Origin of the sequence: Herpetosiphon sp. NSE202 (assembly GCF_042688385.1) — a bacterium.
In the GTDB taxonomy this organism is placed as follows: domain Bacteria; phylum Chloroflexota; class Chloroflexia; order Chloroflexales; family Herpetosiphonaceae; genus Herpetosiphon.
In genome coordinates this window covers 26,638-40,954 of record NZ_JBHUPY010000026.1, presented here as the reverse complement: position 1 = coordinate 40,954, position 14,317 = coordinate 26,638, and the positions used below count along the sequence as shown (strand labels likewise).

Annotated in this window: 14 protein-coding genes and 1 tRNA gene; 7 read left to right on the top strand and 8 right to left on the bottom strand. The window is 49.9% G+C overall.

The window, feature by feature from the left end:
- Nucleotides 1-144: 144 nt before the first annotated feature.
- Nucleotides 145-1,218: a dipeptide epimerase gene (locus ACFMKP_RS23550; RefSeq protein WP_382295971.1), complete on the bottom strand. Its 1,074-nt coding sequence runs from the start codon at nt 1,216-1,218 to the stop codon at nt 145-147.
- 131 nt (nt 1,219-1,349) lie between these two features.
- Nucleotides 1,350-1,424, bottom strand: a tRNA-Cys gene (locus tag ACFMKP_RS23545).
- Between the two features lie 150 nt (nt 1,425-1,574).
- Between ACFMKP_RS23545 and ACFMKP_RS23540 the strand changes: the two genes are divergently transcribed.
- The gene (locus ACFMKP_RS23540) at nt 1,575-2,147 is read left to right on the top strand and encodes a PspC domain-containing protein (protein ID WP_382295968.1); all 573 of its coding nucleotides are present in this window, start codon (nt 1,575-1,577) and stop codon (nt 2,145-2,147) included.
- A gap of 159 nt (nt 2,148-2,306) precedes the next feature.
- The gene (locus ACFMKP_RS23535; RefSeq protein WP_382295966.1) at nt 2,307-2,726 is read left to right on the top strand and encodes a hypothetical protein; all 420 of its coding nucleotides are present in this window, start codon (nt 2,307-2,309) and stop codon (nt 2,724-2,726) included.
- Nucleotides 2,727-2,783: 57 nt separating this feature from the next.
- On the opposite strand, the gene ACFMKP_RS23530 is transcribed toward ACFMKP_RS23535, so the two are convergent.
- The 3 genes from ACFMKP_RS23530 to ACFMKP_RS23520 all read right to left on the bottom strand — a co-directional run bounded on the left by ACFMKP_RS23530 (nt 2,784) and on the right by ACFMKP_RS23520 (nt 6,181).
- Entirely contained in the window at nt 2,784-3,029 is a 246-nt protein-coding gene (locus ACFMKP_RS23530; protein WP_382295963.1) for a hypothetical protein, read from the bottom strand.
- A 73-nt stretch (nt 3,030-3,102) separates the two neighbouring features.
- Nucleotides 3,103-4,890 (bottom strand): EAL domain-containing protein, encoded by a 1,788-nt coding sequence (locus ACFMKP_RS23525; RefSeq protein WP_382295960.1) that lies wholly within the window; start codon nt 4,888-4,890, stop codon nt 3,103-3,105.
- A gap of 166 nt (nt 4,891-5,056) precedes the next feature.
- Nucleotides 5,057-6,181: a radical SAM protein gene (locus ACFMKP_RS23520; RefSeq protein ID WP_382295957.1), complete on the bottom strand. Its 1,125-nt coding sequence runs from the start codon at nt 6,179-6,181 to the stop codon at nt 5,057-5,059.
- 234 nt (nt 6,182-6,415) lie between these two features.
- Here ACFMKP_RS23520 and ACFMKP_RS23515 point away from each other — a divergent pair, with 234 nt between their 5' ends.
- The 5 genes from ACFMKP_RS23515 (at nt 6,416) to ACFMKP_RS23495 (ending at nt 11,059) form a co-directional block, all read left to right on the top strand.
- Nucleotides 6,416-6,886: a hypothetical protein gene (locus ACFMKP_RS23515; protein WP_204756824.1), complete on the top strand. Its 471-nt coding sequence runs from the start codon at nt 6,416-6,418 to the stop codon at nt 6,884-6,886.
- Entirely contained in the window at nt 6,867-8,510 is a 1,644-nt protein-coding gene (locus tag ACFMKP_RS23510; protein ID WP_382295953.1) for a histidine kinase, read from the top strand. Before ACFMKP_RS23515 ends, ACFMKP_RS23510 begins: the two co-directional genes overlap by 20 nt.
- A gap of 19 nt (nt 8,511-8,529) precedes the next feature.
- Nucleotides 8,530-9,189, top strand: coding sequence for a response regulator (locus ACFMKP_RS23505; protein WP_382295950.1), 660 nt, complete (start codon nt 8,530-8,532; stop codon nt 9,187-9,189).
- A 65-nt stretch (nt 9,190-9,254) separates the two neighbouring features.
- The gene (locus ACFMKP_RS23500) at nt 9,255-10,217 is read left to right on the top strand and encodes an ABC transporter ATP-binding protein (RefSeq protein WP_382295948.1); all 963 of its coding nucleotides are present in this window, start codon (nt 9,255-9,257) and stop codon (nt 10,215-10,217) included.
- A 2-nt stretch (nt 10,218-10,219) separates the two neighbouring features.
- Nucleotides 10,220-11,059, top strand: a complete 840-nt coding sequence (locus ACFMKP_RS23495; protein ID WP_382295945.1) for an ABC transporter permease subunit — start codon at nt 10,220-10,222, stop codon at nt 11,057-11,059.
- 54 nt (nt 11,060-11,113) lie between these two features.
- Here the strand turns inward: ACFMKP_RS23495 and ACFMKP_RS23490 are convergent, their stop codons facing one another.
- From ACFMKP_RS23490 to ACFMKP_RS23480, 3 genes are all read right to left on the bottom strand, one after another.
- Nucleotides 11,114-12,118: a homoserine dehydrogenase gene (locus ACFMKP_RS23490; protein WP_382295943.1), complete on the bottom strand. Its 1,005-nt coding sequence runs from the start codon at nt 12,116-12,118 to the stop codon at nt 11,114-11,116.
- A gap of 96 nt (nt 12,119-12,214) precedes the next feature.
- Nucleotides 12,215-13,081 (bottom strand): polyphosphate kinase 2 family protein, encoded by an 867-nt coding sequence (locus ACFMKP_RS23485; RefSeq protein ID WP_382295941.1) that lies wholly within the window; start codon nt 13,079-13,081, stop codon nt 12,215-12,217.
- 56 nt (nt 13,082-13,137) lie between these two features.
- Nucleotides 13,138-14,217 (bottom strand): ArsR/SmtB family transcription factor, encoded by a 1,080-nt coding sequence (locus tag ACFMKP_RS23480; protein ID WP_382295938.1) that lies wholly within the window; start codon nt 14,215-14,217, stop codon nt 13,138-13,140.
- Nucleotides 14,218-14,317 lie beyond the last annotated feature (100 nt).

The following is a 14,317-nucleotide window of genomic DNA, read 5'->3' as shown; positions in this document are numbered from 1 at the left end:
AAATAGCATTTCAGCCCATTAGAATGAGCAATTTATCTACGCCATTCAATTGGTTTTGTTACAGCAAGTCTAGTGCAACGAAGCTTAAAAAGCTAGCCCAAAATGCGTACAATGCTGAGCATTGGGTGGTTATGGGGGGCTGATTTAGGCCAAATTCACGCCATGGCCAGCGACATTGGATAAAATTAAGCGTCCACCAGCCTGTTCAAAGCCACCAACAAACGGGTGTTCAGCAATAAACAGCGGCGTATCCAAATCAACAAACTGGAAATTGCCATTGCCAGCTGCCAGATTGGCCGAGAAGCTCATGGCCAAAATGCTTTCGACCATGCCGCCAATCATCAAGCCTAAACCTGCCGCCTCGGCAATCGCAATCATGTTCAAGGCTTCAGCCACGCCAGCCTTCATCAATTTAATGTTAATCACGTTGGCAGTGCCTTCGCGAGCAATTCGCAGCACATCGCTGGCCGAGCGCGCCGATTCGTCGGCGGCAATCGCAACGCCCGCCTGAGCGCTAAGCTTGGCCATGCCAGCCCAATCTTCACGTGGCAATGGTTGCTCAAAGAGCGTCAGCGGAATCGCTTCGGCCTTGCAAGCAGCGCAAAAAGCTAAAGCGCGATCCAGATCGTAGCCACAATTGCCATCAACAATTAAGGGTGCATGCGGCGCAGCCTGATGAATTGCCCGCACTCGGGCCAGATCGTAGTCAACATTCTCGCCAGCAGTTTTAACCTTAATCACGTTAATTCCACGGGCAACAATCGCTTTGGCTGAAGCTGCTGCATGCGCTTCATCGCCAGCAGTAATTGTCATATCAGTTTCGAGCTGCTGGCTCATACCACCAAAAAAGATGTGCAATGGAACCTTGTAGTGGCGGGTTAAGGCATCAAGCATGGCCATTTCGAGGCCACAACGAGCAGCAGCAGCTTCGTGATCGAGCTGATTGAGCAGCAACGCCAACTTTCGCCATGCCCGCACATCTGCACCAAGCAGGCTTGGTTGTAAGGCTTGGATGGCAATCAGGGTGCTCGCTTGGGTTTCGCCACTAACCGCCGGAAAAGGAGCCGCCTCGCCTAAGCCAAGCGTGCCATCGGCTAATTCGATTTTAATTAACACATTGGCCGCAACTGCTTGGCTGCCGCTGGCAATGGCAAAAGGCTCGGTCAAGGGCAAATTGATCGCTTCAGCGATGATCGTGCGAATTGTGGTTGGTAGCATAGCGAGGCTCCTATCCTACAAGGCTATTTGATTGCTTGTATTATAGCGGCGCTTCGTTCTTCAAACCCAACTCTTTAAAGCAGCTAAAACACCAAACGCTGGCTGAATACATCAACCAGCGTTTGATCGTTTGGAGGCGACAATGGGATTCGAACCCATGGATCGCGGTTTTGCAGACCACTGCCTTACCACTTGGCTATGTCGCCAACAGGCGGGATTATACCACAGCATCAGCTTCACTGCAAGAATAATCAAACCACAATAAAACTGATTGGAATCTCGCTGCAACAATTCAAAATAGCCTAGCGTCCTAGTTAGCAGATAATCAAACAATTGCTTTTGAAGGAGCTACACCAATGACTACGCAAGTTTCAAACCGTTTGACCCGCAGCGCTACCGACCGCCGTTTTGCTGGCGTTTGTGGTGGGATTGCCGAATATTTAGCCGTCGATTCAATCTGGGTTCGCCTGAGCTTTGTCTTGTTGGTTTGGACTGGGATTAGCATTTTGCTCTACCCATTGTTGTGGTTCATTATGCCTCGCGGTGCAGTGAGCTACTTGGCTCAACCAGGCCAAGTTGTCCAACAACCAGTCAACTATCAAGTTGCCCAAAGCGTCGGGGTTCAACCAAGCGTCAATGCTCGCTTCGACCCAATGACTGGCCAAGCAATCAAAGCTGAACCATATCGCTTCGACCCAGTGACTGGTCAACCAGTTGGCCAAAGCATTCCAGTTAGCAACCTTTCAACGCCAGTTGCCACGGTTAGCCCAGATGTGATCAAAGCTCGCCGCAACTTATGGCTCAAGAGCGCCTTGGTCATCGGTGGGGCCTTGTTCCTGAGCAGCATCTTGGTCGACATCGCTCCAGTGCTGATTCCAGTTGGCTTAGTCGTTGCAGGCGTGTGGTTGATTCGCAACAACAAAATCTAATTGATGACCCCCAAAACCGCCCTTGGTGCTGAGCACCGAGGGTGGTTTTTTTGTTGTTCATAAATGGCAACGATTGAATGCTTGACGCAGCTAGGCTATGCTATGATAGCATTCAGCACAGTGCTTTCGATTTCTTGTGTTTTGGAGGATCACCGACTCATGCAAACATTTCTGCTGAGCGCTCACTCAGGTTGGCGTTGGATTGTTATGTTGGCGATTTTGGTTGCCGTTGGCTATGGTTTGTGGGGTTGGCTGACCAAACAACCATGGAGCGACACCGCCCGCAAAATTATGCTCTTCACCACAATTGCAATTGATATTCAGTTGCTTGGTGGCTTGGCGCTGTATGTTGCCCGCCAATCGTGGGATAAACTCAATCCTACGACGGTGCGCTTTGAGCACCCAACCATGATGGTGCTGGCCTTAGCTTTAGCCCACGTAGTTAATGCCAAAGTCAAACGTGGTGAAATTCCAGCAGCTCGCTATCGCTTGATGGCGCTTGGTACAATTGCGGTCTTAGTGTTGATCGTGGTTGGGATTATGCGCTTGCCAGGCAATCGTTTGTTTGGCATGTCATAGATCGCGCTACTAAACAAAAAAGCCCTGCTGTGTGTGCCAACGCAGCAGGGCTTTTATTTAATTCATCAAATGCAATACGGCAAAAATCATACTTATCGCAAGCGAAGCCCACGCCAATTTTTTATACAGCGCAGAACCTTCATAGCTAACTTGCAAACCTAATAAAACAAAAAAGCCGCCCAAAAAGAAAAATTGGCCTGCTTGAAACCAACTATCTTCAGCACCAAAGGCGGCCATCAAACTAATAATCCAATTAAGCCCACCAGCAACGACCGCGAGTATCCGCGTTTCTTTGATTTGCATAAAGCATCTCTCAGCCAAGGAGCTTCAAATCCACTCAATTCAGGTTATGTTACGAGCTAGATTGCCCCATGTTTCAGAGGCTCAGAGGTTGGCTATGCAGCCACGAGCTAATATCGGGCGCGGTCAACGGGCGGCTAAAATGATAGCCTTGGCCATAATCGCAGCCCAAATCGCGCAGGGTTGCCGCTTCTTCGGTGGTTTCGATGCCTTCAGCAATCACATTCATAGCCAATTGCTGCGAAAGCATGATAATTGCGCGCACAATTTCGACGTTGCGGCTGCCACCGCTCATGGCATTAACAAATGAACGATCAACTTTGAGCGTATCTAAGGGGAAATGGTGTAAATAGCTCAATGACGAATAGCCAGTGCCAAAATCATCAATTGCCAGCTTTACGCCCAAATCTTTGATAGCGTCCAATTGCGCCCGCGCCGATTCCAAGCCATGAATCACCATACTTTCGGTAATTTCTAGCTCCAATTGGGCTGGGGCAATTCCGGTGCGTTTAATAATCTCGCCAAGCGTTTGAATGAGCGCTGGGCTGGCCAACTGGCGCGCCGAAAGATTGACCGAAAGCACTTGTAAGCCAGAACGTGAATGATCAGCTTGCCAAGCCAAAAATTGCTGACACGCAGTTTCGAGCGCCCAAAAGCCAATCGGCACAATTAAGCCGCTTTCCTCGGCCAAGGGAATAAATTCGTTGGGCAAAATCATTCCACGCTGAGGGTGATGCCAACGCAACAACGCCTCAACCCCAACCATCTGGCCAGTTGGCAAAGCCGTAATTGGCTGATAATGCAAAATTAACTCGTGGCGCTCCAAGGCTCCACGCAAATCAATTTCCAGTTGCCAACGCTCAGTCAGCGCCGCATGCAAGGCTCGATCAAACAAAAAGATTTGGCCAATGCCAGCAGTTTTGGCCTGATACATCGCCGTATCTGCTTCACGCAAGAGGGTTTCGGCTTGGGCTTGACCATCGCCAAGGGTTACGCCAATGCCCAGCGAGGTATAAATTGGTTTATCGGCCAAAAGCATGGGCTGGCTAAATTGCTCTTGAATGCGTTGAGCATGCTCCAGCGCTTGTTGGGCATGCTGCACCTGAGCAAGCACCACCACAAATTCATCGCCGCCCAAACGAGCTGCCAAATCGGCAGGGCCAAGCGTCGCTTGCAGGCGTTGGGCAATCGTTTGCAGCGCCTGATCGCCCACATCGTAGCCCAAGGCATCATTGACCGCGCTAAATCGATCAACCTCGACGAACAACACCGCAAACTGATGTTGATCAAGCTGGCGCTGCGCAATCAAGTGTTGTAGTTGAACGACCAAGCTTTGGCGATTGGGCAAGCCAGTCAACCAATCGATTGTTGGTGGCGTTCGATCAAGCGCGGCAGCTTCACGCTCACGGCAACTGATAATCCAATAGCGGCCAACTTGATGCCAACACGATTCTAAAGTTTGCCACGAGCCATCGGCATGGCGATAGCGCAAGGGTTGCCATTGAGTTTGGCTGGTTGGCTGATTCAGGGCTTGCCGAAACTGGTGGTATGAATCGGGGTGCAAAAGTTGGGCGAATGCTGTGCCATTGAGTGATAAATCGCTGTAACCAAGCTGTTGGTTCAACGTTGGGCTAATTGAAACAAGCTTGGCATGCTGATCGATGATTAAGGTTTGTTGACTTTGCGGCCAGTGCCATAAGCTCAATTGGGTGCTAATTTTCAGCGCAGTGCGCCGACGCAGCCAACGCCAGCAAACCCAAAACCCCAACCAGCATACGAGGCCGATTAAGATCAATTCGGTTGGCAATAAGGCCGCTTGGACAGTCGAATCGGGCAATCGGATGGTGGGTGTTTGAACACTCATGACACCTGCGTGAATCAGCCTAAACCTGCGGTCAGGGCAAATTTAGACATTGGGAACTCAGAGAATTACATCCTACCTGAGTTCGTAGCTTTGTCGAGTAGGAGTTTTGCAACTTCTACAGGCGGTTTTTTGCTCACCTTATGTACTCCAATTGCCCCTTCATGGTTCACTCGTTACTGGGAGGAACAGGGGAATCGGGGCTACGTACTTTGTCGAGAATTTGGTCGAGCCGCTCGCGGCTGTCGCTAATTTTCAACACTTCGCGGAGCATTGGCCACAACGGGCTAACCGCGAGCGCCGGTTCATCGGCTTTGCCATTAAACACCGCTTCGGCCAAATTGGAATGGCGGCTGGCCAACAATTCACGGCCTTTGATTTGATCGATAAAGGCTTGATGTTTGAGCATCAAGGATGCAACGTTATTTGGTGATAAATGGTCGCGATAGAGCGCTAATGGTGCGCGTGGGTTCAGATCCAGTTCTTCAAAACGGCCCAAAATATCGCGGTGCATCTCGCGGCGGTACTCAAGGCTGGGCTGCATCTCCTTGCCATACAATTCGCGATAATAGGAAGCGGGATAATTGCCCAAGCGCGAAAGCAGGTCGGCCATACGCTGGCGATGGCGTTCATTGGGCTGCCACAAATATTCCCAAAGCACAAAATCTGGCTGCACATTGGCAATCGCATTCAAGGTCATCGGCAATTGGCGATCGGTATCAGTCAAGTAGGGAATGACCGGCAACATTGCCACGCCCGTCGGAATGCCTGCTCGTTTGAGCGTATTCAGGGCTTCCAAACGCGCAGACGGCGGGGCCACTTTGCCCTCTAATTTTTCAGAAAGCAAGGGATCAACGGTGGGAATACTCATCACCACAATCGCCAAACCCTGCTCGTTCATGCGTTGCAAGAGGGTCAAATCATCCATTACGGCCAAACTTTTGGTCAAAATCAGCACTGGTTGTTTGGCAACTTGGCAAGCCTGCAACATCTGGCGGGTCAAGCGATAGGTTTTTTCGGCAGGTTGATAAGCATCGCCAAGGCTAAATGCCACCAGATCACCACGCGAAATAGAGCTTAATTGCTCAGCAAAGCGGTCGGGCAAATCAACATTAGCGCGGATAACCTCGTTGAATGGCCGCTGACTGAACGACCAGCCATCGCAATAGGCGCACCCAAATTCGCAGCCCACATATGGACCAACTTGATAGGTCGAGAGAAAAAATTCATTAATTGTAGGGCGACGAGGTGCAAGCGCTGGCCCACCAGGGCGCTCTTCAACATAATAGGCCATTAGACAACTCCATGGTGTAGTTATTCTTGCGCATTATACCCAAACTTTGGCCATGTGAATTGCGTTTGCTTGAGCGCGAAACTCGTGGAGCGCAACCTGCTCATGGCGAGGCTCGTACTAAAGGACGAGGGCGAGTTGCAAATTTTACAGTTTCAGTTGGCCCCTGATTCGGATGTACAATCCAAATCACTGATTTATAGTAGTTATTAAGCACTGTGCTGATTGGAGAATACAATGCTGCAAGCTCGATATAGTAGTTGGACTGCCAGAAAACTTGAAATTAGCAGCCCTTATCATGCCCCATTCGAAGTGGAATTTAAGGGTTGGCGCGGCACAGTCCAATGGCAAATTGGAGCTAATTTCTATAGCCTTGACAATCCAAAAGCCAAGGGCTACCCGATTCTGATCACAGTCAATGGGCAAGAATTAATGCGGATTCAGCGCTTTGGTTTTTGGAAACCAATTCTCGAAGGCCATTATGCCAACCAACCATTGCGCTTTGAGCGGCCATCGGCTTGGAAAAGTACCTATCAGGTGTATCTGAATCAGCAGATCGTTGGTGAAATTAAAACCGAAGGTTTTTGGAATCGGACGATGATTGCCAATTTTCATGATTCACAGCCCTTTGATTTGCAGCTTGGCTGTTTATTATTTGCAATAACAACGTGGCGACGAGAGGCGGCGAGTGCAGCAGCAGCATCATAAATTAAGCTTGCGCCATCGCTTGCGCCAACGCTTTGGCACGCTACGCTGGAAACTCACATGGTCATATGTGTGGATCAGCGTAGCGCTGACCCTATTGATCAATACCTTAGCCTTTATCGTGGTCATGGGTGCTGCGCCACCGCTTAATGCACCGACGCTCCTCAGCGCCGCGCAAAATCATGCAGCTGAATTTAGCGCAATGCTGCAAGAGCCAACCGATTCGCGCACAATCCAACACGTTTTGCGCTATCGTTTTGGCTCGTTGCGCGGCCAGTTTTTGCAAAATAATCTCGAATTGGCAATCAGCAATACGGTTAATAATACGCCCAGTGATCTTTCGCAAGAGATTATTTTGATGCCTGCTGAGGCCTTTACCCCAGAGGCAACCAATGATTTCAGCCAAAGTTATCATTTGCTGCTGCTCGATGCCAAGGGAACGGTGCTCGGTGGCACGTTTCCCCGCAATACCCCTGCTGGCCAACCATGGAATGATTCGGTGATTGGCAATGATCGGCGGGTTGTGCAGGCAGCACTGGCAGGCAGCAACGACATTGATCAGCTAACGTGGAATTATGACAATTATTTAGTAATTGCAACGCCGATTCGTGACCAAGCCAACCAAGTGATTGGCGCATTGTACGTTCGTTCGCGGCCATTGAGCCAAAATCAAGTGATTGTTGCGCTGCTGATGGTGATTATTTTTATGGTTAGTTCGGTTGTTTCGCTGATTGCTAATGCAATTATTGGCATGGTGTATGGCTGGTTTGTGGCGCGTAATTTTGTGCGCCGCTTGGTTCAGCTCACCAAAGCCACCGATAGTTTGGCCGCAGGCAACTTGAGTGTGCGCGTCAACGACACAGCCAGCGATGAAATTGGCCAATTAGCCCGCCGCTTTGATAGCATGGCCCAAGAGCTCGAATCGAACGTCAAAATGTTACGTCAACTTGCTGATCGTAATGCAGCGTTGGTGGAACAAGCAGGCCAATTGGCAATTGTCGAAGAGCGCAATCGGCTTGCCCGCGATTTACACGATAGCGTCAGCCAAGAACTATTTAGCGTCACGATGTTGGCAGCAGCAGCGCGCAATTTGTTGCCAGCCCAGCCCGATAAGGCGCGTAGCCAAGTTGAACAACTCAGCCAAATGGCCCAACGCGCCTTGCACGAAACCAGAGGCTTGATCTTCGCTTTGCGGCCAGCAGCACTTGGCGATCAAGGCTTGGTTCCAGCCTTACGTCAACTGGTCGAAGAGGCTGCTCGTCGTCAAGGCCTGCAAATTCAGCTCAACATCAACGGCGAACGGCGCATTCCCTTAGATCACGAGCAAGCGTTCTATCGCATCTGTCAAGAAGCGTTGGCCAACATTACCAAGCATAGCGGGGTTAATAGTGCCAGTGTCAACCTCGAATACGAGGCCCAACGCACCATTTTAGAAGTGAGCGACCGTGGCCGTGGCTTTGATCTGCAGCAACCACGCAACTCGCACTCGCTTGGCTTAATTAGCATTCAGGAGCGTGCCAATGCAGTTGGCGGCACAGTCGAAGTAACCGCCGCTCCGGGCCAAGGTACAAGCCTGCGCATCGTTGTACCACGCAGCCAAACCGGGCTTCTGGTGGAGCCGCGTTAATAGCACGAAGGGACGGAGCATGCACGAGCAAATTCGAATTGTTTTAGTTGATGATCATGTCGTGGTACGGGTCGGATTGCGCGCCTTCTTGGATACGCAACCAGATATTGAGATTGTGGGCGAGGCTGCTTCAGGCGAGGAAGGCGTTCAGGTTGTCAGCCAAGTGTTGCCCGACGTGGTGTTGATGGATTTGCTGATGCCTGGCATCGACGGCGTGGAAGCAACCCGCCAAGTGCGTGGAGCCTCGCCGTCAACCCAAGTAATTGTGCTAACATCGTATAGCGAAGATGAGCGAATTTTTCCGGCAATCAAGGCGGGAGCGCTCTCATATTTGCTCAAAGATGTTGGGCCTGATGCCTTGGTAGCGGCGATTCGCGCGGCACGGCGCGGTGAAGCGACCTTGCACCCGATGGTTGCCTCGCGCCTGATGACCGAACTTACCAGCTCGCGGCGCTCGCCGTTGGATACGCTGACCGAACGCGAACGCGAAGTGTTAACGTGTATTGCTCGTGGCATGAGCAATGCTGAAATTGCCGATCATTTGGTCATTGGTGAGCGTACGGTTAAAACCCACGTCAGCAATATTTTATCCAAGTTACATTTGCAAGATCGCACGCAAGCGGCAATCATGGCCTTACGTGAGCGCCTTGTTCCGCTTGATGATGAACAAAATAAATAATATAATGCAACAATGTGTGTAATGTTAACGTTATACTAACATCACAGCCTATAGAGGAGCATTCTATGAGTGGAATCGCAATTACCGCTGAAGGATTGACGAAAGTCTATAAAAATGTCCCAGCAGTGAATAATTTAAGTTTACATATTCCAGAAGGTACGATTTACGGCTTCTTAGGCCCAAACGGTGCGGGTAAAACCACCACCATCCGCATGTTATTGGGGCTGATCCGACCAACAGCTGGGAAAGCAGCAGTTTTTGGCCATGATATTTTACATGCTCGCCAAAACATTGCACCATATGTTGGGGCAATTGTAGAATCGCCAGCATTTTATACCTTTATGTCGGGCTTAGAAAATTTGCGTCTCTTAGCCCGTTCTGGCGGTCATGATTTACCGCAAGCTCGCTATGATGAATTAATTGAATTTGTCGGCTTGCGTGGCCGCGAAAAAGATAAAGTTAAAACCTATTCGTTGGGGATGAAGCAACGACTTGGCGTGGCAGCAACCCTGCTCAACGACCCCAAACTAGTGTTTCTCGATGAGCCAACCAACGGGCTTGACCCTGCGGGGACGGTCGAAATGCGGAATTTGATTTTGCGCATGGGCCAAGAAGGCCGCACCGTCTTCCTTTCGAGCCACTTGTTGTTTGAAGTGGAACAAGTTTGCTCGAATGTGGCAATTATTCAAAAAGGCGTAACAATCAAACAAGGTCGGGTGCGCGATTTGCTCGCTGCTGAAGGCGGCCCAGGCTATGCAATCGAAGCTGCACCATTTGAAAAAGCCATGGCCATTTTGAAAGAATTCCCCGAATTAAAAGCCACCAGCTTTGACCAGCACTGGATTAATATCAACGCCGAGCCGCAGGATGTGCCACAAGTAATGCGCAAATTGGTGCAAGCTGATGTTGATGTGTTCCAAGTGGTGGTGCGCCAACGCTCGCTCGAATCGTTGTTCTTGGAAATTACTGGTAACAGTGGCGCAGCTGCGCCACAACCATTGACTGAAGTTGTGGTAGGGGGTCGCTAATAATGTGGAATTTATTTCGCGCTGAATGGACAAAAACCTATAAACGTCCAGCTAATATTGGTTTGTTTCTCGTTACCTTAGGTATTATTTTGCTTGGTTTTTTGGGCATGGTTGGGATATCCTTGTACGAAGGTATGGATAGCCAATTTGCTGAACAAATTCGTCAACTAACCTTGTTTCCCACGAGCTTACAAGTACCATTAATTGTGCTGAGCCAACTTGGCTCGATTTTAGCAATTGTCTTTATGAGCAACAGCATTGGCGCTGAATACACCAATGATACTTGGAAAGTGCTGCTGCCACGCCGCGCGCGCCGCAGTGATTTCATCATTATCAAAGTTGTGATCTGTTTGCTGTTTATGACCGTATTGATTGCCACTTCGCTGATTTTGGGTGCACTCCTAGGGGTGCTTGCCAATGTGATTGTTGGTGGTGATATCAGCAATATGGATCAGTTTTCAGCATCAGGACTCTTCAAATCGCTTGTGCCAATCTTTTTGCAGTTGATTGTCTTTTCGTCAATTACGCTGTTGGTAACCATGGCCAGTCGCTCAACGGTTATGGGGATTGTGTTTGGGATTGTTGGGAATACTATATTTAGTGTTGCCGCAAGTCTTTCCAAATTAGCTGCCAAAATTCTCCCTAATTTACACATTAGCAATCTTGAAGCCAATTGGTTATATGATGGTGAGCAAAAAACCATGACGCTCGGCATGCTTGAAGGTATGTTTGGAACCCAAGTATCGCTGACAACCAGTATCATCGTGGTAGCGGCCTATATCTTTGGCTCAATTATTTTTGGAATATTACTGTTTCAACGGCGGGATATGGCGGGGCAATAGCTTGTAGCTCTCAAGAGGGTTTGGGCCGTGGTCTTCATTGACCACGGTCTTTTTTTAGCGCAAGGCCAAGAGGTCGAACAAGACTGCCGAGGCGGTTACTTCAACGCCTGCGCCAGGCCCGCGCACTACCAATGGGCGTTCCTGGTAGCGCTTGGTCGTCCAAGCCACCATATTATCTGGGCCTTTGAGCGAGCCAAGCGGGCTAGTGTTGGCAACTGCTTGCAAGCCAACCCGCGCACCAGCGGGCGTAATCGAGGCCACGTAGCGCAAGGTTTGGCCTTGGGCCACAGCATCAGCTTGGCGTTGGGCATAGCCAGCATCAAGTTGCTCAAGTTGGGCCATAAATTCAGCAATGCTTAAGCCTGCAAACTCAGCAGGATACAATGGCTCAATCGCAATCTCGCTCAAGTTCCATTGATAGCCTAATGTCCGTCCGAGAATCAAGGCTTTGCGGGCAACATCAACCCCGCCCAAGTCATCGCGCGGGTCTGGTTCCGTCCAGCCTAAGGCTTTGGCTTCGCGCACGGCGGCGGAATAGGGCTGGCCTTGTTCAATCGACGAGAGCAAAAAGCCCAAGGTACCACTCAAACAACCTTCGATCCGTTGCACCTGATCGCCAGTGTCACGCAGCAAATTGGTGGTGACGACAATTGGTAAGCCTGCACCAACTGTGGCTTCGTAGCGGGTGCGGCGCTTGCCAACCAAGGCTTGAAACAGGTTCAAATCTTCGCACAATGGTTTTTTGTTGGCCAAGGCTAAACGCTGGCCACTGGCAACTAATTCGACCAATTGGGCGGCGTTGGCTTCGGCGGTGGTATCAGCCACCAAACAGCCAGCAGGCAAGGCAGCTCGCCAATCGCCGCTGGTTCCTTCTGGTAAGCTGGCTAAAGTTGCGCCTTGGGCTTTGGCTGCCGCAACCGCCAACCAGCGTTCGTTGCTCAACGGCCCTACCACATAGCCAGAACGATCGGCCACCAAGGCCAGTGTAAAATGGGGCAATGCTTGGGCTAGCACCGCCCGCCCGACTCCACCAAAGCCATAAATTGCTAAATTGTGCATTGTTAGCTTCCTTAATCTGATGTGTCGGGCTGTATTGTACGGGCTAGCCAACTATTTAGGCAACATTTTGGATCAAGCTTGACGCAAATCCGCTTGTTAGTCGGCTTTGCGTTGCTTTTTGAGCAATTTACGCACTTTTTCTTCTTCGGCAATGACTGCTTCAACCGCTTTGGCATCAAGTTTGCCAGCATCAACCAAGGCATAGGCTCCCGAACGATCAAGCACCAACACATTGTCGTCGTCAAACTCGAACGGCATATCGGCAACCAGCATTTCGACCACAGCTTTGAGAATCGCAATCCGTGCCCAGCGTTTGTCGTTGGCAGGAATGACTTGCCATGGCGCGTTTTCGCTTGAGGTACGAGCCAACATTTCATCGGTGGCAATCGCATATTCTGGCCATTTTTCGCGATTGCGCCAATCTTCTTCGGTTAATTTCCAGGTTTTGAGCGGATCTTGTTCGCGGTCGCGAAAGCGTTTTTCTTGCTCCTCGCTGGAGATATGCAGGAAGAATTTCAAAATTGAGGTTCGATCGTTATGTAAAATTCGTTCAAAATCGTTGATTTCGCCATAGGCTTGGCTCCACTCGCGCATCGTCGCAAAGCCCTCAACCCGCTCGACCAGCACGCGGCCATACCACGAACGGTCAAAGAGCACCATTTGGCCATCACGCGGCATGCGGTTCCAGAAGCGCCAAAGATAGTTGTGGGCGCGTTCTTCTGGCGTGGGCGCAGCAATTGGATGCACCACAAACCCGCGTGGATCGAGCGCTTCGGTCAGGCGTTTGATTGCGCCGCCTTTGCCGCTGGCATCCCAGCCTTCAAAAACCAACACCATGCGATGGCCAATTTGGGTTACGGCGCGTTGTAAGCGTAACATTTTAAATTGCAATTCAGCAAGTTGGCGCTCGTAGGATTTTTTGCCCAAATGCAGCGATAAATCAACTTGGTCAAGCATTGACATGATAGGCTCCTTTAAATGCAAAACGCCCCGTAATCACGGAGCGTTAGCACGAATGCTTAGACAAATTCACGCAAGCGCGCTGAAATTTCCTCAATCCGTTGGCGATTGATTGAATAATATTTTGCGCCTTTATCGCGCCGCACATTCAGCACACCAGAGGTTTCCATCAACTTCAAATGGCGCGAAACCGCCGATTGATGAATATCAAGCAAATTGACAATTTCTTGGGCATATAATTCACGGCCATGCAACAACGTCATAATTTGCAGGCGCGTTTTATCGGCCAAGGCGGCTAATGGTTGATAGAGGCTTTGAGTACGCTCAGTTTGCTCATCGCCTTCGGCAGGTGTGGTGCTACTATTATAAAACACAGTAAGTAATGAATTATTAAACAGAAACGACAAATATGGTCCGATATATTGTGAAGGCACAAAGCGTACGGTGCTAATTGTGCCAAGCCGTTCGTGAATATGGTCTGGCAAGCGGCGGCCAGTTACACCAGCAAATAAATCGCGGAAGTTAACACTATATTGATGCGTACGATGATAATGGGCATTCCGTTCACGGCGAGCTTGTTGCAATTCATATTGCTCGCGATAAATGCGATCCCAGAAGCGCTGAATTGTTGAAACCAATAAATCACGCCATTCGGTTGGCTGTTGCAACAATTCGATTAATTCTTCGGTATCGACTGGAAATTGCATTTTAGCCAATAATTCTTCTAATTGCTCTTGATCAGCAATAATTTCTGCTGGCGTATGCAATAATTCAATATCTGCATTGGCGGCAGTGCGTTGCACAATTTTATGCACGATAGCAGCACATTCTTGGGCCGAAAGCGCTTTGAGATCATCGATCAAGCCATTAAAATCGTCGTGGCCAGCAGCACCAGGGGCTAAAAGTTGGCCAGCCACCGTTTCAACCACAACATAGGGATACACGCCCAAGCGCATTGCCAGCTGAATATCGTGGCGTAAGCGTGGTGGCACACTCGCAGCAGCTTCAACCAGCCAAGCATCTAAGCCCTCAAAATCGTGAACAATTCCAATCAGACCCATTGTCGAAAGCAGATCCAACCCAAGTGATGGGACAAAATCAACTTTAAATGCCGGTTGAGCGCGAACGAGTTCAGTCATAGCCATCGACTCCTACTTTTAAGATGCAGTCCCACCATTTGGGGTGATAGAGCTAGCGGATCAATCCCTGCACGAGGGACAACATACGCCCCCGCATTCG

Coding starts and splice junctions, on each gene's coding strand:
- ACFMKP_RS23550 (WP_382295971.1), bottom strand. CDS start 1,218: ATGCTACCAACCACAATTCGCACGATCATCGCTGAAGCGATCAATTTG.
- ACFMKP_RS23540 (WP_382295968.1), top strand. CDS start 1,575: ATGACTACGCAAGTTTCAAACCGTTTGACCCGCAGCGCTACCGACCGC.
- ACFMKP_RS23535 (WP_382295966.1), top strand. CDS start 2,307: ATGCAAACATTTCTGCTGAGCGCTCACTCAGGTTGGCGTTGGATTGTT.
- ACFMKP_RS23530 (WP_382295963.1), bottom strand. CDS start 3,029: ATGCAAATCAAAGAAACGCGGATACTCGCGGTCGTTGCTGGTGGGCTT.
- ACFMKP_RS23525 (WP_382295960.1), bottom strand. CDS start 4,890: ATGAGTGTTCAAACACCCACCATCCGATTGCCCGATTCGACTGTCCAA.
- ACFMKP_RS23520 (WP_382295957.1), bottom strand. CDS start 6,181: ATGGCCTATTATGTTGAAGAGCGCCCTGGTGGGCCAGCGCTTGCACCT.
- ACFMKP_RS23515 (WP_204756824.1), top strand. CDS start 6,416: ATGCTGCAAGCTCGATATAGTAGTTGGACTGCCAGAAAACTTGAAATT.
- ACFMKP_RS23505 (WP_382295950.1), top strand. CDS start 8,530: ATGCACGAGCAAATTCGAATTGTTTTAGTTGATGATCATGTCGTGGTA.
- ACFMKP_RS23500 (WP_382295948.1), top strand. CDS start 9,255: ATGAGTGGAATCGCAATTACCGCTGAAGGATTGACGAAAGTCTATAAA.
- ACFMKP_RS23495 (WP_382295945.1), top strand. CDS start 10,220: ATGTGGAATTTATTTCGCGCTGAATGGACAAAAACCTATAAACGTCCA.
- ACFMKP_RS23490 (WP_382295943.1), bottom strand. CDS start 12,118: ATGCACAATTTAGCAATTTATGGCTTTGGTGGAGTCGGGCGGGCGGTG.
- ACFMKP_RS23485 (WP_382295941.1), bottom strand. CDS start 13,081: ATGTCAATGCTTGACCAAGTTGATTTATCGCTGCATTTGGGCAAAAAA.
- ACFMKP_RS23480 (WP_382295938.1), bottom strand. CDS start 14,217: ATGACTGAACTCGTTCGCGCTCAACCGGCATTTAAAGTTGATTTTGTC.